The following is a 20,976-nucleotide window of genomic DNA, read 5'->3' as shown; positions in this document are numbered from 1 at the left end:
GAGGCCGAAACGGCGAGACGGGCCTCAACCCTTTGAGGTGTCTCGTAAGACTCGACACCGCGTGGATCCCGGTCAAGACACCGCATGGTGCTCAAGTCCGGCGCTGGTTCGTCGAACCGTGGTGTCCCGGTCCGGTGCTGGGTCCGTCAACCAGCTTAGGGGAGTTGGCCAGTGCGAATGGTGCGGGTATGAGTGAGGACACCACCGGGGTGGGGTGCTGCGGGATGTGGCCGGGACCGCTGTGACTCGAGCGTGGCCGGGAACGCCTCGGTATCAGCAGAGGCGGGGCCCGAAAGAACAGTCCGCCCGCGAACCCGGGGCGGGTAGCGATCGCAGCCGGGTGTCGGGGACCACGGCCGAAACCGGTCCGGGCGGTCCGGCAACGGTGATCGGTTCGCCGGGTATGGGCACGGGCGCCGGGGGCCGAAGGACTCTTCGGCCCCCGGCCACCGACGTGTCGAGGCGTTCACGATGGCCTGGCGGCGTATTCGGGGTTCACCGAGGCCCGGGCAGGGCGGGCGCCGGGCCGGGTAACGGTGACCAGAAGTCGTCGCCGGGCGGGGCCTCCAGTTCCAGTCTGCCGTCGGGGCGCCACTCGGCGGCCAGGTCCAGGCGCCAGGAGTGCAGATGGGCGCGCGGGAGCGTGCCGGAGCGGTCGAACAGGGGATCGCCCAGGATGGGGTGGCCGATCCAGGCCAGGTGTACGCGGAGCTGATGGCGGCGGCCGGTAATCGGGCGCAGCGCCAAGACGGTGTGTTCGCGGTGCCGGGCGAGGACGGTGAACTCGGTGGACGAGGGGTAACTCTTGGTATTCAGCAGGTCCGTGTCGGCGATGGACCAGCGGTCGCCGTCGCGCCGGATCGTTTCGCGCGGGGCGGCCACCCGGACGCGGTTCTTACGGCCGACGCTGAGCGGGAGATCGATCGTCCCGGTATCAGGGAGTCCGGGGGAACCCGCGTCGACGATCGCCAGGTAGGCCTTTGCGGCGGTCTGCTTGTTGAACTGGCGGGTCAGCGGGCCGTGGGCGGACAGTTCCCGGGCGAACAGGATGAGGCCCGAGGTCACCTTGTCGATCCGGTGGACCGGGTACAGCTTCTCGCCGTGCGCCTCGGCGGCGGCCACGATATCGATATCGTGGCGCTCTCCGGTGACCGATATCCCGGCCGGTTTGTTCAGGGCCAGGATCGCCTCGTCCTCGAGGAGCAGGCTGCGGGCGCGCAGCTCGGGCCAGTCGATATCCACCGGTCGAGCCTAGGAGCCCGGTGTGCGGTGTGGTCGAGCAGGTTCCGGCGGACCGGTGACCTTCACGAAACTCCGGGAACCCGGGTGAACCCGGACTCGGGGGCCGTAGCGGGCACAATGGCGAGGAGTACGGCCGTGAGTCAGTGATATAGCGATAACGGCGGTTCGGGAGGGCCCGGCCTTCCCGGCCGCGTTCGATGACCGAATCGCCCGTCGAGCGGTGGGACCAGGTGTCCAGCGGGCGCGAGAGCTAGCCGGACCGATCTCCCCAGGAGTGATGGTGGCCTCTTCGACCCCGCTGAATCCCGGCCGGGCCATGGCCGGCGACCGGGCCGTCACCGGCGGACGCACCCTGATGCTGGTCCTGGCCACGGCGGGTTTCGCGCTCAACTTCTGGGCGTGGGCGCTGCTGAGCCCGCTGGCACCGCGGTTGCGCGACGAGCTCGGGCTGAGTTCCTTGCAGGAGTCGCTGGTGGTGGCCGTCCCGGTGATCGTGGGTTCGCTGGGCCGGATTCCGATCGGCGCGCTGGCCGACCGCTACGGCGGGCGCCTGATGTTTCCGGTGGTTTCGCTGATCACGGTACTGCCGGTGCTGTTCCTGGGCCTGGTCGGGCACTCTGCGTTGGCGGCCTTGCTCATCGGCGGTTTCTTCCTCGGCATCGGCGGCACGGTCTTCGCGGTCGGTGTGCCGTTCGTGAGCGCCTGGTTCCCGCCCGAGAAGCAGGGGCTGGCGATCGGCGTGTACGGAATGGGCATGGGTGGCACCGCGATCAGCGCCCTGACCACGGTGCGCCTGGTGGACGCGGGTAATACCGCCACACCGTTCCTGCTGTGCGCGGTCGCGCTGGTGATCTACGCGATCCTCGCCCGGTACCTGCTGCGCGACGCCCCGGGCCGTACCCCACCCGCCGAATCCGTGACCACCCGGCTGAATCAGACCATGCGGCTGCCCGCGACCTGGGTGGCCTCAGCGCTCTACGCGGTGTCCTTCGGCGGTTTCGTGGCTTTCTCCGTCTACCTGCCCTCCTATCTGCGCACCGCCTATGACCTGTCGCAGACCGACGCGGCCGGTCGTATGGCCGGGTTCGTGCTGCTCGCGGTGGTCATGCGGCCGATCGGCGGCCGGCTGGCGGATCGGTTCGACGCGCCCACGGTCCTCGCCGCGACGCTGTGTGCTGTCGTGATAGCCGCCTCCGTGCAGGCCACGACCCCGGACCTGGCCCCGCTCGGGACTCTGGCCTTCCTGGTGCTGGCCGCCGCACTCGGCGCGGGCAGCGGGGCCACCTTCGCGCTGGTCGCCCTGATCGCGCCCGCGGGCAGGGTCGGGGCGGTCACGGGTTTCGTCGGAGCGGCCGGTGGGCTGGGCGGCTTCGTGCCACCGCTGGTGATGGGCGCCGTCCACGAGGCGACCTCCGACTACGGCCCGGGTCTGCTGGCTCTCGCGGTGGTGGCCCTGGTCGCGTTGTTGTTCACGCTGATCGTGGTGCGCCCCCTGGTGGAGCGCAACCACACATGAGGCGATACCTCCGCCGACGCTTCGGTCTCCGCGGACCGCGTACACACACTTCGAAGGGAGTTCTATGACTCACAACGGTGCGGGGCAGGCGGGACTCGACGACGAACTGACCGATGCGCTGGTGGGTACTCGGCGGTTCTTCACGCGGGCGCAGATCTCCCCGGACCGGCGTTCGATGTTCGAGGTGGGCGGGCGGCAGGCGGACGAGTTCTACCGGGACCGCTGGAGTCACGACAAGGTGGTGCGTTCCACGCACGGCGTGAACTGCACCGGATCGTGTTCCTGGAAGATCTATGTCAAAGACGGCATCATCACCTGGGAGACCCAGCAGACCGACTATCCGTCGGTGGGCCCCGACAAACCCGAATACGAGCCGCGCGGTTGTCCGCGGGGGGCCGCGTTCTCCTGGTACACCTACTCGCCGACCCGGGTGCGCTACCCGTATGTGCGGGGTGTGCTGCTGGAGATGTATCGCGCCGCGAAGGCCGCCACCGGCGATCCGGTGACCGCCTGGGAAACGATCGTCGAGGATCCGGATTCGGCCCGGCGGTACAAATCCGCGCGCGGCAAGGGCGGTCTGGTGCGGGCGAGCTGGGACGAGGCGACCGAGATGATCGCGGCCGCCCACGTGTACACCATCGCCCGCTACGGCCCGGACCGGATCGCGGGGTTCTCACCGATCCCGGCCATGTCGATGGTGTCGCATGCCTCCGGCTCCCGGTTCGTCTCGCTGGTCGGCGGGACGATGCTGTCCTTCTACGACTGGTACGCCGATCTACCGGTGGCCTCGCCGCAGGTGTTCGGCGATCAAACCGACGTCCCGGAATCGGGGGACTGGTGGGACGCGGGCTACCTGATCATGTGGGGCTCGAATCTGCCGGTGACCCGGACCCCGGACGCGCACTGGATGGCCGAGGCCCGCTACCGCGGGCAGAAGGTCGTCGCGGTCTCCCCGGACTACGCCGACAATGTGAAGTTCGCCGACGAATGGCTGGCCCCGCATCCCGGTACCGACGGCGCGCTGGCCATGGCGATGGGGCAGGTGGTGCTGCGCGAATTCTTCGTGGAACGCGAGGTGCCGTATTTCGGCAGTTACGTGCGCCAGTTCACCGATCTGCCGTTCCTGGTCCGGCTGGCGGAGACCGACGGCGGCTACACCCCGGGCAAATTCCTGACCGCCGCCGACCTCGACGAGCACGCCGGGGTGGAGAATGCCGCGTTCAAGACGGTCGTGCTCGACGCGGACGGCCGCCCGGTGGTCCCGAACGGTTCGGTCGGTCATCGCTACGGCCGCAGCGGTAGGGGGAATTGGAATCTCGATCTGGAGGGCGTGGTGCCCCGGCTGACACTGTTCGGCGAGGCGGCGGTGCCCGTGCTGCTACCCAGATTCGACACCCTCGGCGGTGACGACACGACGATACGACGCGGTGTACCGGTGCGCCGGGTGAACGGCCATCTGGTCACCACGGTGTTCGATCTGATGCTGGCGCAGTACGGGGTGCACCGGGACGGACTGCCCGGGACCTGGCCCGTCGACTACGACGATTTCTCCCAGCCCTACACCCCGGCCTGGCAGGAGACCATCACCGGTGTCCCGGCCGCGGCGGTCCTGCGGATCGCGCGCGAATTCGCCGCCAATGCCGAGGACAGCCACGGCCGCTCGATGATCATCATGGGCGCCGGGACCAATCACTGGTTCCACTCCGACACGATCTACCGCGCGTTCCTCACCCTGACCACCCTCACCGGATGCCAGGGCGTGAACGGCGGCGGCTGGGCCCACTATGTGGGTCAGGAGAAGTGCCGACCGGTCACCGGATGGAATCAGCTGGCCTCGGCCCTGGACTGGTCGCGGCCGCCGCGGCAGATGATCCAGACCGCGTTCTGGTATCTGCACGCCGACCAGTTCCGCTACGACTGGTTCGGTGCCGACAAACTCTCGGCGACCCCGGGTACCGGCCGGCTGGCCGGTATGAGCACTGCCGACGTGATCGCGCAATCGGCGCGGCTGGGCTGGATGCCGTCGTATCCGACCTTCGACCGCAACCCACTGGAACTGGCCGATTCCGCCGCAGCCGAGGGCGGCTCGGTGGCCGGCTATGTGGTCTCCGAACTGCGTTCGGGGCGGATGCGTTTCGCCTGCGAGGACCCCGACGCCCCGGAGAACTTCCCGCGGATACTGAATGTGTGGCGGGCCAACCTGCTCGGTTCCTCGGCCAAGGGCAACGAGTACTTCCTCGAACATCTGCTGGGCACCGAATCGTCGCTGCGCGCCAAACCCACTCCGGCCGGCGCCCGCCCGCGTGATGTGGTGTGGCGGCCGGACGCGCCGCGCGGCAAACTCGACCTGCTGCTGACCCTGGATTTCCGGATGACCAGCACCACCCTGTTCTCCGATATCGTGCTGCCCGCCGCCACCTGGTACGAGAAGCACGATCTGAGCACCACCGATATGCATCCGTTCGTGCACTCGTTCAATCCCGCCATCGCGCCGCCTTGGCAGAGCCGCACCGATTGGGACGCTTTCCGGGCGATCGCCGAGAAGTTCAGCCAACTCGCCGGTCCCCGGCTCGGGATCCGCAAGGATGTGGTCGCCGTGCCGCTCTTGCACGACACCGCGGACGAACTGGCCACCCCGCACGGCCGGGTAGCGGACTGGAAAACCGGGGACGCCGAGCCGGTCCCCGGGGTCACCATGCCCAGACTCGTGGTGGTGGAGCGTGATTACGGCGCGATCGCGGCGAAGATGAGCGCGCTGGGCCCGTTGGCGGAGAAACTCGGCGGCACCACCAAGGGAGTGACTTTCGATTTCGGGCCCGAAGTCGAGTACCTGCGGCACAAGAACGGCGTGATCCGCGGCGGCCCGGCCGACGGCCGGCCGTCGTTGCAGCGCGGTATCCAGGCGTGCGAGGCGATTCTGGCGTTGTCCGCCACCACCAACGGCCGGCTGGCCACCGAGGGTTTCCGCACCCTCGAGCAGCGCACCGGAACCCGGCTGGCCGATCTGTCCGCCGAACACGAGGGCAAACAGATCACCTTCGCCGACACCCAGGCCGCTCCGGTGCCGGTGATCACCTCGCCGGAATGGTCGGGGGCGGAAACCGGGGGTCGCCGGTATTCGCCGTTCACCATCAATATCGAACGCCGAAAACCCTGGCATACGCTCACCGGCCGCCAGCATTTCTATCTCGACCACGATTGGATGACCGAACTCGGCGAGGGATTACCGGTGTACCGGCCGCCGCTGAACATGGCCGCGCTGTTCGGCGAGCCCGTGCTCGGTTCGACGGGTGAACTGGGTGTCACAGTCCGCTATCTCACCCCGCACAGCAAATGGTCCATCCACTCCGAATACCAGGACAACTTGTTCATGCTGAGCCTCTCGCGCGGCGGGCCCACGATCTGGATGGCGCCCGCGGACGCGGCGACCATCGGGGTGGCCGACAACGAATGGGTCGAGGCGGTCAACCGCAACGGTGTGGTGGTGGCCCGGGCAGTGGTCTCGCACCGCATGCCCGCCGGAACCGTGTACATGTACCACGCGCAGGACCGGCTCATCGATGTACCGATCAGCGAGACCTCCGGGCATCGCGGCGGGGTTCACAATTCGCTGACCCGGCTGCTGATCAAACCCAGCCACCTCGTCGGCGGCTACGCCCAGCTCAGTTTCGCGTTCAACTATCTCGGACCCACCGGTAACCAACGCGACGAGGTGACCGTGATCCGTCGTCGCAGCCAGGAGGTGAGTTACTGATGCGGGTGATGGCGCAGATGGCGATGGTGATGAACCTCGACAAATGTATCGGCTGTCATACCTGTTCGGTCACCTGCAAACAGGCGTGGACCAACAGGTCGGGCGTGGAATACGTGTGGTTCAACAATGTCGAGACCCGGCCGGGACAGGGATATCCACGCACTTACGAGGATCAGGATCGGTGGCGCGGCGGCTGGGATCTGAACTACCGGGGCAGGTTGCAACTCAAAGGCGGCGGCCGGTTGCGCAAATTGTTCACCATCTTCAGCAATCCGATCCTGCCCGCCCTGCGCGACTACTACGAGCCCTGGACCTACGACTACGAGAATCTGACCACCGCGCCCGCTCAGCGGCACACTCCGGTCGCCCGCCCGAAATCGCTGATCAGCGGCCGGAATACGAAAATCGAATGGTCGGCGAACTGGGACGACGATCTCGGCGGCGCACCCGAATACGGCCACCACGATCCACTACTGCGCAAACTTTCCGAAAAGGTACGTTTCGAATTCGAGCAGACCTTCATGTTCTATCTGCCGCGGATCTGCGAACACTGCCTGAATCCGTCCTGCGCCGCCTCGTGCCCCTCGGGCGCGATCTACAAACGCAGCGAGGACGGGATCGTCCTGGTGGACCAGGACCGGTGCCGGGGTTGGCGGATGTGCGTCTCGGGTTGTCCTTACAAGAAAGTCTATTTCAACCATCGCACCGGTAAAGCCGAGAAGTGCACCTTCTGCTTCCCGCGGGTGGAGGTCGGATTGCCGACGGTCTGCGCCGAGACCTGTGTGGGCCGGCTGCGCTATATCGGGCTGGTTCTCTACGACGCCGACAAAGTGCTGGCGGCCGCGGCCACCCCGGATGAGCAGGGCCTCTACGAAGCGCAACGCGAAGTGTTCCTCGATCCCGCCGACCCCGAGGTGCGGCGGGAAGCCGAACGCGCGGGTATTCCGTGGGACTGGGTGGAGGCCGCCGCCCGGTCACCGATCTATTCGCTGATCAACACCTATAAAGTCGCGCTGCCACTGCATCCGGAATACCGCACCATGCCCATGGTCTGGTACATCCCGCCGCTGTCGCCGGTGGTCGATATCGTGCGCGATACCGGGCACGACGCCGAGGATCACGGCAATCTCTTCGCCGCGATCGAGGCATTGCGAATTCCGGTGGACTATCTCGCGCAGTTGTTCACCGCGGGCGACCCCGGACCGGTGACCGCGATCCTGCGCCGCCTGGCCGCCATGCGCAGCTATATGCGCGATATCAATCTGGGCCGGGAACCGCAGGAGCGCATCGCCGAGGCGGTCGGTATGTCGGGTGAGCAGATCTACGATATGTTCCGCCTGCTGGCTCTGGCCAAATACGACGAGCGCTATGTGATCCCACCCGCGCATACCGAATCGGCGCACGGGCTGGAAGAACTCGCCACCGAATGCAGCCTGGACTACGAGGGCGGCCCGGGAATGACCGGTTCGGGACCGTTCGGCGAAAGCTCGGGCGGGGTGTCGCCCATCGCCGTCGAGAACTTCCGGATGCTGCGCAATCGGCAGACTTCCGAGACCGCCACCAGCGTGGGTGGCCCGGGCCGGGTGAATCTGCTCAACTGGGACGGAAAAGTCCCGGACAGGCTGTTCCCGCCGAAGGGGTCCGACCCGGTAACCGGTGATGTGGAGCCGCCGCGATGAAGGTAGCCAAGGCGAAGGCCCTCGATCCGGCCACCCGGGCCGCGGCCTGGCAGGTGCAGTCCCTGCTGCTCGGCTATCCGGACGAATCCCTGCGCCGCAATCTCGATGTGCTGGGCACGGTGGCGGCGGCGCTGCCCCCGCCGGTCGGCGCCCCGCTCACCCGGTTCCTCGGCCATGTACGGACCCGCTCGCTGTTCGAACTCGCCGCCGACTACGTGGCCACCTTCGATCACCACAAGCGGTTCAGCCCCTATCTCACCTACTTCGCCTATGGAGACACGCGCAAACGTGGCGTCGCCCTGCTGCGTTTCAAACAGGCGTATCGCGCGGCCGGGCTGCGGCTCTCCGAGGAGGAACTGCCCGATCATCTGTCCGTGGTGCTCGAATTCGCCGCGGCCGGTAATGCCGAGACCGGGTTACGGCTGCTCACCGAGCATCGAGCCGGTCTCGAGGTGATGCGCCGGGGCCTGCGGGAGACCGGTTCGCCCTGGGCCGACGTCCTGGAATCGGTCACCGCCACCCTTCCCGCCCTCGGCGGGTCCGAGCAGCACGCCGTCGCCCGGCTCATTGCCGAAGGCCCGCCCGAGGAAGCCGTCGGCCTCGCGCCGTTCGCCCCGCCGCAGTACCTCCCCGATCCGGTCGTGCGCCCGCCGCAGGCCGGGCAACCGAATACGGAGGCGTGCCGATGAACTCGATGTTGCTCGCCGCATCGGGGGATAACCTCACCGCGATGGACATCCTGCTGTGGGTCGCCCTGCCCTACGCCTCCATCGCCACGTTCCTGGTGGGTCACTACTGGCGCTACCGGTACGACAAATTCGGCTGGACCACCCGCTCCTCCCAACTCTACGAGAGCCGCCTGCTGCGCCTGGGCAGCCCGCTGTTCCACTACGGGATCCTGCTGGTGATCGTGGGTCATATAGTCGGCCTGCTGGTTCCGCAAGGTTGGACCGAGGCCGTCGGCGTCAGCGATTCGGTGTACCACGTGGGCTCCGCCAGTATCGGGATCGCGGCCGGCGCCGCCACGCTCGCCGGTGCGGCCATCCTGATCTACCGCCGCCGCACCACCGGTCCCGTCTTCTCCGCGACGACCGGCAACGACAAGATCATGTATGTGCTGCTGCTCGGCACGCTGCTGCTGGGTTTCGGCACCACGCTGACCAACAACGCCGACAACCACCCGCACGACTACCGGGAGACGGTCTCTCCGTGGTTCCGCTCCATCCTCTCCTTTCGCCCCGATACCGACTTGATCCTCGCCGCGCCCCTCGGCTTCCAGCTCCACGTGATCGCCGCCTGGCTATTGTTCGCGTTCTGGCCGTTCACCCGGCTGGTGCATGTCTTCTCGATGCCGATCGGATACCTGACCAGGCCGTATATCGTTTATCGCAGCCGGGACCGGGAGTTGGGGTCGCGGCCGGAACGCCGTGGCATCGAATTCCATCGAGGGGTTCAAGGTCGCCACCATCGACGTCGAGGACCTGCTCGCTGGAGAGCACGACGTGGACATCTCCGAGGAGAACCGCGCCGAGACGCTCGCCTATGAGCAGATGATGACCTATATCCAGACGTTGCACGATGTTCGAGATTTCGCCTATAGCAAGGAATTGCTCAACGCGCTGCACTGGATGCTGCAGGGGCATCGGCATGTGCCGCGCAAGCCTGCGGGGCAGTGGCGGCGCGGTCCGGTCTATGTAACCGATGACCGTGATCCGAGCATCGCCGCGTACACCGCGCCGGACGCCGATGTGGTGCCCGGGCTCATGGCGGAGTTGGTGGACTGGCTCGAGACCGCAGACGGCACCCATCCGCTTGTCCGCGCCGCGATGGCCCATCTGCATCTGGTGTCGATACATCCCTGGGCGGACGGAAACGGCCGGATGTCCCGCTCGCTACAGACGCTGATGATCGCGCGGGAAGGAGTGCTGGCGCCGGAGTTCTCTTCGATCGAGGCGTGGCTCGGACGGCCGGGCAATACGTGGGAGTACTACCAGGTACTCGGGCGCCGGGGGAGCGAGTATCGACCGGATCAGGATGTATCGGAGTGGATTCGGTTCAATCTGACCGCCTATCACCAGCAAGCGCAGACCGTGCATGCGCGTTTTGTTCGATCCGGACGTGTGTGGGAGCAACTGCTGGAGCTCGCTGCCGACGAGTCGTTCGACGAGCGGCTCGTCACCGCGTTGCACGACGTCGCGATGGCGGGCCGGGTGCGCCGCAGCCGATACGAGCAGAGTGAAAACCTGAGCGTTCAGCAGGCTCAGCGGGACCTGCGTGAGCTGGTGCGCCGGCAGATCCTGGAGCCGGTGGGACGGACGCGCGCCAGGTTCTATGTGGCGGGTGCACGCTTTCCCGAGAAGATTTCGGAGGTGGCGCGCACGCCGGTGACCTTGCGGGACCCGTACCGCGCGTAGACGTCTTCTCGCTTGTTCCGCGGTCGCTGTCCGGCGAGGCCGTGGCGGTAGCACTGCGTCTGTGATCATCGGCCTCCCTCTGGGCACCGGCCTGTCGGCAGATGCGAATCCGTGTTAACTTAAATCGAACGGTCATTAACTTGACCGGCCGGAACAAGCATTCAGGAGGGACTATGCAGTCCGCCGTCATCGTCGATGTGGTTCGCACGCCGTCCGGGAAGGGTAAGGCCGGTGGTGGGCTGTCCGGGGTGCACCCGGCGACCCTGCTGGCCGGGGTGCTCAGCGAACTGCTGCAGCGCAACGACCTGGATCCGGCGCTGGTCGACGATGTGATCGGCGGATGTGTGACACAAAGCGGGGAGCAGGCCTTCAATATCTCCCGGACCGCTGTGCTGGCCGCCGGATTCCCCGAATCCGTACCGGCCACCACGGTGGACCGGCAGTGCGGGTCGAGCCAGCAGGCCGCGCATTTCGCCGCGCAGGGCGTGATCGCGGGTGCCTACGATATCGCCATCGCCTGTGGCGTGGAGTCGATGAGCCGGGTGCCCATGTTCTCCAACGCGCAGGGCCAGGACGCCAATCGCGGTCCCATCGCGCACCGGTACCCGGCAGGCCTGGTGCAGCAGGGCGTCGCCGCCGAGATCCTGGCGGCGCGCTGGAAGTTCGACCGGGCCACCCTCGACGAATTCGCCGCCCGGTCGCATCGGCTGGCGGCCGAGACCGCCGCGGCCGGCGGGTTCGACCGGGAGCTGGTGGCGGCCGGGGAGCTGACCGCGGACGAGACCATCCGGGCCGGGTCCACCCCCGAGAAACTCGCGGGCCTGAAGCCGGCGTTCGCCGACGAGCAGTACACACAGCGGTTCCCGGAGATCAACTGGTCCATCACCCCGGGCAACTCCTCGCCGCTCACCGACGGGGCGTCGGCTGCGCTCATCATGAGCGAGCAGGCGGCCGCGAAGCTCGGGCTGCGGCCGCGGGCGCGTTTCCACTCCTTCGCGGTGGTGGGTGACGATCCGCTGCTCATGCTGACCGCGCCCGTACCGGCCTCGAAGAAGGTGCTGGAGCGGGCCGGCCTGACGATCGACGATATCGACGCCTACGAGGTCAACGAGGCCTTCGCGCCGGTGCCGCTGGTCTGGCAGCACGAGCTGAACGCCGACCCGGAGAAACTGAATCCGCGCGGTGGGGCCATCGCGCTGGGGCACCCGCTGGGCGCCTCGGGCGTGCGGATCCTGGCCACCATGGTCAACCATCTCGAGCAGACCGGTGGGCGGTACGCGTTGCAGACCATGTGCGAGGCCGGCGGCCTGGCGAACGCCACCATCATCGAACGTCTCTGATCACCGGGTACGGCCCTCGGTACTTCCCCGTCCCGAGGGCCGTACTCCGTGGGTGCTCCGTGGGCCCGAGGCTGTGGTTCGGGTTTGCCACCGGTCGATGGGGACCACGGTGCGGCCCGGGTCAGAAGCGGCGTGCTCCGACCACGGGCGAATACGACATCGGCGATATCTCCACGGTGGAGGTGGCGGCGTGGATCACCTGACCGTCTCCGGCGTACAGGGCCGAATGGCCACCACCGCTGTAGGAGATCACATCGCCGACCTGGAGCTGGTCGAGCGGTACCGGTGTACCGGCGGAGAGCTGGGACCAGCTGGTGCGCGGTACCTCTACTCCGGCCTGCCGGTATGCCCACTGCACCAGCCCCGAACAGTCGAATGCGTTCGGTCCGGTACCGCCGGAAACATACGGTGCCCCGAGCTTGCTGCGCGCCGCCGCCACCGCGACGTCGCCGACGGGCGGGGCGGGCGCTACCTGTGGGGCGGGCGCGCCGACACCGGGGATTCCGGCCGGTAGGGGTATCTGATCGGGGATTTCGAAGGTGCCGAAGCCGGGCAGTGTGACCGGCTGGGCCTGGGCGGGTGCCGTTGGTCCGAGAATGGCGCCGGCCGCGGCGGCGAAAAGAGCCAGTGCGGCACAGCGCTGACGTATCGGTACAGAATCCATAATTGCGGTCCTCCGTGCTCAGGTCGAGAGCCGGTGGAAGCGCCACGGTTTGCACCGCCGAGTGCGCGAGGAGAACATCACCGACTGCTCGAACAGCGTTGGAAATGCACCACAGCTATATGTCGGTCCTGCAAACCCGGGGAGTCATATTTCGCGTGATCGCGCGCCGATCGGTAAGCGACACGGGGAATACGGATCACGAAGAAATAACTATCTGCATTTCCGCAGCTCGGAGTCGGTATCGGAATTCATCCGGGGCGATATCTGGCCTTGATGTGGAACCGCTCGCCCTGCGGGCCGTAGATGCTCAGATACTCCACCGGCTGCTCGTCGGCGTTGCCGAACCAATGCGGCAGATGGGTATCGAATTCGGCCACCTCACCCGGGGTCAGGATCATGTCGCGGTCGCCGAGGATGAGCCGGAGTTTGCCGTTGAGCACATACAGCCAGTGATAACCCTCATGGGTGTGCATTTCGGGTTCGGCGGCGGCGCGGCCGGAGAGGATCTGCTTGTAGGCCTGCAGGCCGCCCGGTCTGCGGGTCAGCGGGATGAAGGTCTGACCGTGCCGCGTCACCGGGCGGGTGTGGACCCGGGGGTCACCGGTAACCGGTGCGTCGACCAGTTCGTCCAGCGGCACCTGGTGGGCCTTGGCCAAGGGCAGCAGCAGTTCGAGGCTGGGTTTTCGCTGCCCGGATTCCAGGCGCGACAGGGTGCTCACCGGGATGCCGGTGACCTCGGACAGTGCCGCCAGCGTCGTGCCGTTGCGGCGGCGCAGTTCGCGCAGCCGCGGGCCGATCGCATCGATGACCTCGCCGAACTCCCGCTCCATCTCTCTATTGCAGAACTGGCAAATAAAATTGTCAAGCCGGCTGTTTGCCCGGATGCTGGGAACCACACCTCACGAGACCAGGAGTAACGGATGGACCAGCAGTTCTGGGACGATATGTACGGCGAGAGCGAACGGCGCTTCAGTGGGTTGCCCAATGACGCCCTGGTCGCGGAAGTGACCGGTATGGCGCCCGGCCAGGCCCTCGATCTCGGTTGCGGTGAGGGGGCGGACGCGTACTGGCTGGCCGAGCGCGGCTGGCAGGTCACCGCGGTGGATATCTCGCAGGTGGCGCTGGACCGCGCCGCGGCCGGGCACCCGGAGATCTCGTGGCAGCGTGCCGATATCACCGTCACGCCGATGCCGGCCCGGTCCTTCGATCTGGTGTCGGCACACTATTTCCCGATTGTGCACGAATCCGATCACGCCACCGTGCGCGGACTGATCGACGCCGTTGCCCCCGGTGGAACTCTGCTGTTCGTCGCGCACGACCCCACCGAATTCCCCCAACGGGACGACCATTCGCATGAGGGTGATCGACCTTCGCCGCGGTTCGATCCCTACGACTTCTACCAGCCGTCCGAGATCGTCGAACTCCTCGGCGACGACTGGACCGTCGAGGTGGACGAGCGACGGGACCGCGACCGGCCCGCCGCCGGACATCAGATCAAGGACCTCGTCCTGCGGGCGCGGCGCGCGAGCTGACGCCGCGCCGCGGGCTCTCCCCGGGCCCCTGCCACATCGGTTCCGATGATCGGTCGAGTCCGCGCGTCGTAACCCGGTTCCTTCAGAGCTGATTGCTATCGTCGGCTCCACCTGTGCGCGGGAACCACTGTCGGTGCCACCTGCGCGCGGAACCGGAACCACGAGGTGGAGGGTTTGTCCATGCGGCTGTACCGGGTTCACGGTCTCGCGGCCGCCGCGGCCGCCACCGTGGTGGCCATCGTGATCGTGATCGTGGTGGCCGCGCAATCCGCGCGCCACCCGGTGCACCGGGACACTTCCCCGGCGGTATCGCCCGCCGAGCTCGCCCAGCAGTGGACCGACCTGCACGACGGCCCGCAGCCGTATCCCGAGACGCGCATCGACAAAGACGTACTGATCACCATGAGCGACGGTGTGGTGCTGAAAGCCGATGTGTACCGGCCCGCGGCGGCCGGCGGTGCGGTGGAGACCCGGCCGCTGCCGACGATCGTCACCATGACGCCGTACTCGAAAATGATGTCGAGCATGATCGAGGCGGCGATGAGTGATCCCGAAGTGCGGCGGTGGACCATGGACCTGGTGCGGCGGATCAATCTGACCGGCACCCCGATCAGCGGTTTCGAGGATCTGCTGCACGCGCTGGACGGTGGCACCGTGGCGACCGTGCTCGGGCTCGACAGCCGGCTCGTCCGAGCCGGTTACACGCTCGTCTCCGTGGATGTACGCGGTACCGGGCAGTCCCAGGGGCTGTGGGACACCCTCGGTGAGCGCGAACAGCTCGACACCCGCGAGGTGATCGAATGGTCGGCGCGGCAACCGTGGTCCAACGGCCGGATCGCCATGAGCGGTGGGTCCTATGCCGGGATCAACCAGCTGCGGGCCGCGGAGAACGCCCCACGACCGCTACAGGCCATCTTCCCGGTCGAACCGGGTAGCGATCTCATGCGCGATGTGGTGGCGCCGGGTGGCGGTGTGGGCGTGACCTTCCTGCCGCTGTGGCTCACCCAGGTGAACCGGGCCAAGCTCATGCCCGATGTGAAGGCCATGCTCAACGGCACCTTCGACTGGCAGTGGCTCCGCGACCGCATGGCAGATCCCGCGACGAACTACGATCTGCTCGCCCAGGCGCTGCTCACCCCCTCCCTACGCGAGATGCCGCCGGCCCTGGCCGACGCACTGGACGAGAACAGCGCCTTCCGTCAGGGCATCGAGGGCCATCCGGAGAAGATCACCGTGCCGACCTTCGTCTACGGCGGCTGGCACGACATCTTCGCCAACAGCGCGACCACGCTCTACAACGACATCCCCCTGCCGCCGGGCCGCAAACAGCTCATCGTCGGCGACACCTATCACGCCAACCCCGGTGCCGGGACCGGACGCCCCGGGGCCCCGCCGCGTCTGGACGTCCTGCAGCGCGCGTGGTTCGACCACTGGCTCAAGGACATCGACAACGGCATCACCGACTACGGTCCGGTGATCGTATGGGAGCAGGGCGGGGACTGGGTCGTGCTCGACCAGTTCCCGCAGCCGGGTATGACGCACCGGCGGGTGTATCTGTCCGGGGCGGCGAGCGGGACGACCGGCGACTCTCTCCACGACGGCTCGCTCACCGCTGCGCCGGGGGCGCCCGAGCGGCTCACCGTATCCCCGGGCCTGACCAATTTCTGCTCGCGGGACATGGCGCAGGGTTCGGCGGGGATCGGCGCGGCACTGGACATGTGTGCCAAGGACTCCCGTATCGCCGAACGCAACGCGCTCACCTTCACCAGCGAGCCGATCGCCGAACGCACGATCCTGTCCGGCCCGATCAATGTGCACCTCAACACAGTGCACGACGCCGCGGACGGCTACTGGAACGTGACGGTCAACGACGTGGCGCCCGACGGGACCTCGACCGTGCTGAGCACCGGTCAGCTCACCGCGTCGCTGCGGGCCGTCGACGAGTCCCGCAGTGCGCGGTCGGCCAATGGTGATCTCACCGCGCCGCACAATCCACTCACTCTGGACAGCGTGCAGAAGGTGGTGCCCGGGGAGCGGGTGACGCTCGATATCGCGGTCATTCCCATCCAGGCGGTACTGGCGCCCGGACACCGGCTGCGGCTCGACGTGTTCGCCGGCAATTCGCCCAAGGCATTGGCGTTCCGGCCCATGCTGAACGACAGCGAGCTGAAACCGCAGCATCTGGAACTGGATCCGGCCGCGCCGAGTTTCGTCAATCTGCCCACCGACCGGCCGCTGTTCGTCTCGCCCGCCGTCCCCGCCCAGGCCGCTCCCCGCCCGGTACCGGCTCCGGTGTCGCAGCCGGTACCGGCCCCGCAGCCCGTGCAGGCCCCCACGCCACCCGGCACCGCCCCGACGATCCCGCCCGCGGTGCCGGCCGAGCAGCCCGCCCCGCAGCCCGCGCAGTCCGGACGGCAGCCCGAGGTGCCGACCACGCAACCCGCGGCGCCCACTGCCCGGCCGGCCGAGATTCCCGAGCCAAGGGCGGTGCCGGCCGCCCCGGCCCCGGCCGGACCGCCGGTCCCCGTGGCCCCTTCCGCCGAGGTCCCCGTACCGGCGCTCACGCCCCCCGCCTAGATCGCTTCGCGGGGCTGCTCCGCCGCCGTCCCGCGCAGTGGCGGGCGTCGAGGCGGTGGTCGGCCGGGCCAACTCGCCGATCGCGGAAGGTGAGGAAGGCCGCGCCTCACGACCTGGTCATCCGTAGCCCGTGGTGCTGCACCCGGGCCCCGGTCGGCCGGCACGCCGGTACCGGGGCCCGCCCTACCTCGCGACTCCGGACCGGGCCGCCGCTATGCGAGCCGCTGCCCGAACATGACGCAGATCACCGGGCGATTCACCCGGACCGACCGGCGGGCCGGCGGGGCGTCGTAATGTTTCGCCCATGGTGTCGCAGGAGAAAGCCGAATTGGTGCGGTCGGCGGCCGAGGAGAGCCTGCTCGCCGGCCGCCGGCGCTACAACCGCAACGAGGTGGCCGAAAGAGCCGAGGTGACACCGGAGCTCGCGCGGCGGCTGTGGGTCTCGCTCGGATTCCCCGCCAGCGAGGACGACAGCGCGCGCGATTACACCGACGCCGATATCGCGGCCATCCGGCGATTCCGGGAGGTGGGAACCCTGGCCGGGGCGGACACCCGGCAGCAGGCCGCGACGGCCCGCACCATCGGGCAGACCATGGCGCGGCTGGCCGAATGGCAGGTAGACCTGGTACTGGCCGAAATCGATCGACGTGTCGCCGCGGCCGGAACCGACGGTGATCGCGAACAGATCATCCGGACCGCCACCGTGGAAACGGTGGAGCTGCTGGAAGGTCTGCTGTCCTATGCCTGGCGGCGCCACCTCGACGAGGCACTTTCGCGCAATCTGGAGGAGGCGGGTCCGCCGGCCGATTCGACCCGGGTGCTGGCCGTCGGGTTCGCGGATATGGTCGGCTACACCCGCCTCACCCGGCATCTGCATCCCGACGAACTGTCCATGCTGCTGGAGGCGTTCGAATCCACCACCAACGACGCCATCGCCGAGAACGGCGGCTGGGTCATCAAGAACGTCGGCGACGAAGTGATGTTCGCCGCCGAATCACCGCTGGCCGCGGCCCGGATCGCGCTGGCGCTGCAGGAATCCACCATGACGGTGGGTACCACGCCGGAATTGCGCATCGCACTGGCCTACGGGCCGGTGCTGCAGCGTTTCGGCGATCTGTACGGCTCGGTGGTGAACATCGCCGCCCGGCTCACCGGTGTCGCCCGGCCGGGCACGATCCTGGTGGACGACGGTGCCGCGGCGGAACTGGACAACGAGCCCGAGCTGAGCATCAAACACCTGCGCAGCGTGCGGGTGCGCGGATTCAACCGGCTGCGGCCGCACCTGCTCCGACGCAACGGCCGGGCATAACTGGCCCGCCCTATTCTCTGTTTCAACATACGAGATTTTCGACAACGTAAACGGCGCTATGGGTAGGGTCTTCGGTGAGCCGGGTGCGGCTCACGCGTGAAAAGGAGACCAGGATGGCCAAGGGCTACGTCATCGTGACCGAGCTGATCAAGGACCCGGCGGGGATGGCCGAATACGGTAAAGCGGCCGGTAAGGCGATGGCCGCCGGAGTGAAGGTCCTCGCGATCGATACCAAGTTCGAGGTCCTCGAAGGGGAGTGGCCCGCGACCCAGACCGTGGTGCTGGAATTCGAATCTCCCGAAGCGGCCCGTGCCTGGTATGAGTCCGAGGAATACCAGGCGGCGATCCCGCTGCGACAGGCGGCCGCGGACTGCAATGCGGTGATCGTCAACGGGCTGTAACCGCCCGGAGTTCGCGTGTGGCCGGCGCGAGGCCCGCCGGCCGTGGCGATTGCGGCCGCCGTGGCCGGTCGCGCGACGCGGGCCGCGTGTTCGCCAGGCGCGGCCGGGATGGGTATCTAGGCTGACGAGGTGACCATCTTCGAGCGCATCGCCCCGACCGGCCGCTCGATCGTGCTGGAGCTCTCCGGCGTGCGCGCCGAGATCGGCACCGTGGCCGCTGTCCTGCGTGGGCTGACCGTCGGCGGTGTCGCGGTCACCGAACCGGTTCCGGCCGAGGCGATGCCGCCGATGGGCGCCGGCATCGTCTTGGCGCCCTGGCCCAACCGGGTCCGCGACGGTATCTGGATACTCGACGGCCTACCCCAGCAGCTCGATATCACCGAACCGGCGCGTTCGAACGCGATACACGGGTTGCTGCGCAACACCGCCTACGAGGTGCGGGAACTGTCCGCTGCCGCCGTGACCCTGGGCGCGCTGATACCACCCCAGCACGGCTGGCCGTTCCTGCTCGACACCTGGGTTCGCTACGAACTGTGCTCCGACGGACTCGCCGTGACCCACGGCGTGCTGAACCACGGAGACCGCCCGGCGCCGTACGCCGTGGGCGCGCACCCGTATCTGCGGGTGGGTGCGACGCCGGTCGAAGATCTGGAGCTGACCGTCTCCGCCACAACATATTTCGAGGTCGACGCCCGCATGAACCCGGTGGCCGAGCACCCGGTCGAGGGCACCCGCTACGACCTGCGGGCCGGGGTGCCGCTGTCGGAGCTGGACCTGGACACCCCGTTCGGCGGGGTGACGCCCGCGGCGGCGGCCCGGCTCACCGCCCCCGACGGTGCGAGGGTCGAACTCGTCCAGGACGCGGGATGGGAGTATCTGCAGGTTTTCACCCCGCGGGAGTTCCCGCGGCCGCAGGGGCGGGGTCTCGCGGTCGCGCTGGAACCGATGACCGCGCCGCCGAACGCGCTGAATTCGGGTGAAGCAGTACTTCGCCTCGAACCCGGTCAGCGCTGGGAGGGCGGATGGCGTATCCGGTACACGCCCGGGCCGAGCGTGATGTCGCGGCGGTGATCAGCGGCGCTGGGCGGAGCCGTGGTGGCGGTGTGGACGGGTCACCTGTCGGCCAGTATCAGCGCGAATCGTCCGGCGGGGTCGGTCCAGGTGTGACGCACGCGGAAACCGGCGGTGGCCAGTTCCGCGTGGAACCCGGGCAGCCGGAACTGCGCCGAGATCTCGGTGCGCAGGTGCTCTCCGGCGGCGAAATCGACCACGAGATCCAGCGCGGGAATCGTCACCCGCATCGCCTCGGTGGCGACCAGGCGCATTTCGATCCATTCGAGGTCCGGGTCCCATACCGCGAGATGGGCGAATGCGAGCGGATCGAAATCGGCGCCGAGCCGGTCGTTCAGTATGTGCAACATATTCCGGTTGAATTCCGCGGTCACCCCCGCGGCGTCGTCGTAGGCGGAAATCATCCGGGCGGGGTCGGTGACCAGGCCCACCCCGACGAGCAAGTGTTCACCGGGTGTGAGCACCTGGTGCAATTCACCCAGGAACGCGGTGCGCTCGAAGGGCGGCAGATTCCCCAGGGTGCCGCCGAGCAGCGCGACCAGACGGCGGCCACCGTGCGGAAGCGCCGCGAGCATGGTGGTGAAATCGCTGACGATGCCGTGAACGGACAGATGCGGGAATGCGCCGCTGGTCCAATCGGCCGCGGCCCGCAGCGCGGTTTCGGAGACATCCTGCGGTAGGTAGGAGCACAGCGAGCCGTGTGCGGTGAGCGTGTTCAGCAACAGCCGGGTCTTCTCGGAGAAACCCGAACCCAGTTCGACCAGTTCGGTCGCGCACGAGGCATGCCGGGCGATCGCGCCGGCCGAGATACGCAGCAGTTCGCGTTCGGTGCGGGCGGGGTAGTACTCCGGCAGCCCGGTGATGAGGTCGAACAGCGCGTTCCCGCGAGCGTCGTAGAACCATTTCGGGGGAAGCCATTTGCGGGGAGCGGACAAACCCCAGAGCACATCGGTACGCAGTTGCTCGCGCAGATCGGCCTCCGTGAGCTGAATATCGAAGGTAGGTGCGATAGCCATTGGATCCTCTCTGTTCCGCGGCCTCGCCGTGAAAGTTAGGGCAGCCGCGACGACGGGACATCCGCCATTTCGATCGGAATATCCGCACTTGGTCCGGGTCGGGTGCAGTGCCGGCCGGGTTCGCGATGGTCGCCGTGGCGGGTGTGTCGGCGCCGGAATACGGATATTTCGATGACCGGAGGCCGATGTTCGGCAGGAATCGCGGCCTTATCGTCGTATGGCTCGGTGACGACGAGCCACCGAGCCGAGAACCGTTGTGCCCGGCTCAGTCCGGCGCAGAGAGGAAGGCAACCGTGAACAAGATTTCGGTGGCATTGTCGCTCGCTTCCGTCACCGCTGCCGGTCTGCTACTGGCAGTGGTCAATTCCGGTGCGGCGAGCGCCACGATCGAGAGCAACCGCAATATCAAGCGCGATATCGCCCCCGTGCGGTGGGAGCGCTGAGATTCCTCCGTCGGCTTC

Annotated in this window: 17 protein-coding genes; 13 read left to right on the top strand and 4 right to left on the bottom strand. The window is 67.7% G+C overall.

From position 1 onward, the window contains the following. Window positions 1-495: 495 nt before the first annotated feature. Window positions 496-1,242: an RluA family pseudouridine synthase gene (locus NS4_RS23205; RefSeq protein WP_063061611.1), complete on the bottom strand. Its 747-nt coding sequence runs from the start codon at window positions 1,240-1,242 to the stop codon at window positions 496-498. A 277-nt stretch (window positions 1,243-1,519) separates the two neighbouring features. Here NS4_RS23205 and NS4_RS23200 point away from each other — a divergent pair, with 277 nt between their 5' ends. The 7 genes from NS4_RS23200 (at window position 1,520) to NS4_RS23170 (ending at window position 11,945) form a co-directional block, all read left to right on the top strand. Further along, the gene (locus NS4_RS23200; protein WP_439955805.1) at window positions 1,520-2,758 is read left to right on the top strand and encodes an MFS transporter; all 1,239 of its coding nucleotides are present in this window, start codon (window positions 1,520-1,522) and stop codon (window positions 2,756-2,758) included. A 64-nt stretch (window positions 2,759-2,822) separates the two neighbouring features. Then, window positions 2,823-6,512, top strand: coding sequence for a nitrate reductase subunit alpha (locus tag NS4_RS23195; RefSeq protein ID WP_063061610.1), 3,690 nt, complete (start codon window positions 2,823-2,825; stop codon window positions 6,510-6,512). After that, window positions 6,512-8,191 (top strand): nitrate reductase subunit beta, encoded by a 1,680-nt coding sequence (narH, locus tag NS4_RS23190; protein ID WP_063061609.1) that lies wholly within the window; start codon window positions 6,512-6,514, stop codon window positions 8,189-8,191. Before NS4_RS23195 ends, narH begins: the two co-directional genes overlap by 1 nt. Continuing rightward, the gene (gene narJ / locus NS4_RS23185; protein WP_063061608.1) at window positions 8,188-8,880 is read left to right on the top strand and encodes a nitrate reductase molybdenum cofactor assembly chaperone; all 693 of its coding nucleotides are present in this window, start codon (window positions 8,188-8,190) and stop codon (window positions 8,878-8,880) included. Before narH ends, narJ begins: the two co-directional genes overlap by 4 nt. Next, window positions 8,877-9,737: a respiratory nitrate reductase subunit gamma gene (narI, locus tag NS4_RS23180; protein ID WP_084487621.1), complete on the top strand. Its 861-nt coding sequence runs from the start codon at window positions 8,877-8,879 to the stop codon at window positions 9,735-9,737. Before narJ ends, narI begins: the two co-directional genes overlap by 4 nt. Next, window positions 9,619-10,605, top strand: a complete 987-nt coding sequence (locus tag NS4_RS23175) for a Fic family protein (protein WP_157106191.1) — start codon at window positions 9,619-9,621, stop codon at window positions 10,603-10,605. Before narI ends, NS4_RS23175 begins: the two co-directional genes overlap by 119 nt. 173 nt (window positions 10,606-10,778) lie before the next feature. Continuing rightward, window positions 10,779-11,945 carry a thiolase family protein gene (locus NS4_RS23170; RefSeq protein ID WP_063061606.1) on the top strand — a complete coding sequence of 389 codons (1,167 nt, stop codon included), beginning with the start codon at window positions 10,779-10,781 and terminating at the stop codon, window positions 11,943-11,945. Between the two features lie 121 nt (window positions 11,946-12,066). On the opposite strand, the gene NS4_RS23165 is transcribed toward NS4_RS23170, so the two are convergent. Then, window positions 12,067-12,609 (bottom strand): C40 family peptidase, encoded by a 543-nt coding sequence (locus NS4_RS23165; RefSeq protein WP_063061605.1) that lies wholly within the window; start codon window positions 12,607-12,609, stop codon window positions 12,067-12,069. A 248-nt stretch (window positions 12,610-12,857) separates the two neighbouring features. After that, window positions 12,858-13,439: a helix-turn-helix domain-containing protein gene (locus NS4_RS23160; protein ID WP_063061604.1), complete on the bottom strand. Its 582-nt coding sequence runs from the start codon at window positions 13,437-13,439 to the stop codon at window positions 12,858-12,860. A 90-nt stretch (window positions 13,440-13,529) separates the two neighbouring features. Here NS4_RS23160 and NS4_RS23155 point away from each other — a divergent pair, with 90 nt between their 5' ends. The 5 genes from NS4_RS23155 to NS4_RS23135 all read left to right on the top strand — a co-directional run bounded on the left by NS4_RS23155 (window position 13,530) and on the right by NS4_RS23135 (window position 19,499). Next, window positions 13,530-14,141, top strand: coding sequence for a class I SAM-dependent methyltransferase (locus tag NS4_RS23155; RefSeq protein WP_063061603.1), 612 nt, complete (start codon window positions 13,530-13,532; stop codon window positions 14,139-14,141). 180 nt (window positions 14,142-14,321) lie between these two features. Continuing rightward, window positions 14,322-16,718, top strand: a complete 2,397-nt coding sequence (locus NS4_RS23150) for a CocE/NonD family hydrolase (RefSeq protein ID WP_174552126.1) — start codon at window positions 14,322-14,324, stop codon at window positions 16,716-16,718. A 304-nt stretch (window positions 16,719-17,022) separates the two neighbouring features. Next, complete coding sequence (locus tag NS4_RS23145) at window positions 17,023-18,027, top strand: adenylate/guanylate cyclase domain-containing protein (protein WP_063061602.1); 1,005 nt, start codon at window positions 17,023-17,025, stop codon at window positions 18,025-18,027. A gap of 113 nt (window positions 18,028-18,140) precedes the next feature. Continuing rightward, window positions 18,141-18,428, top strand: coding sequence for a DUF1330 domain-containing protein (locus NS4_RS23140; RefSeq protein WP_063035550.1), 288 nt, complete (start codon window positions 18,141-18,143; stop codon window positions 18,426-18,428). A gap of 129 nt (window positions 18,429-18,557) precedes the next feature. Beyond that, a complete protein-coding gene (locus tag NS4_RS23135; RefSeq protein WP_218020386.1) occupies window positions 18,558-19,499 on the top strand; it encodes an aldose 1-epimerase family protein in 942 nt (313 codons plus the stop codon). A gap of 41 nt (window positions 19,500-19,540) precedes the next feature. On the opposite strand, the gene egtD is transcribed toward NS4_RS23135, so the two are convergent. Further along, window positions 19,541-20,515 (bottom strand): L-histidine N(alpha)-methyltransferase, encoded by a 975-nt coding sequence (egtD, locus tag NS4_RS23130; protein WP_063061601.1) that lies wholly within the window; start codon window positions 20,513-20,515, stop codon window positions 19,541-19,543. A 293-nt stretch (window positions 20,516-20,808) separates the two neighbouring features. Here egtD and NS4_RS32375 point away from each other — a divergent pair, with 293 nt between their 5' ends. Beyond that, window positions 20,809-20,958, top strand: a complete 150-nt coding sequence (locus NS4_RS32375; protein ID WP_157106190.1) for a hypothetical protein — start codon at window positions 20,809-20,811, stop codon at window positions 20,956-20,958. Window positions 20,959-20,976: the final 18 nt, after the last annotated feature.

Source organism: Nocardia sienata NBRC 100364, from assembly GCF_001613205.1.
Lineage (GTDB): Bacteria > Actinomycetota > Actinomycetes > Mycobacteriales > Mycobacteriaceae > Nocardia > Nocardia sienata.
Note: the sequence above shows the minus strand (reverse complement) of the source record. Positions and strands in the feature narration are given on the sequence as shown.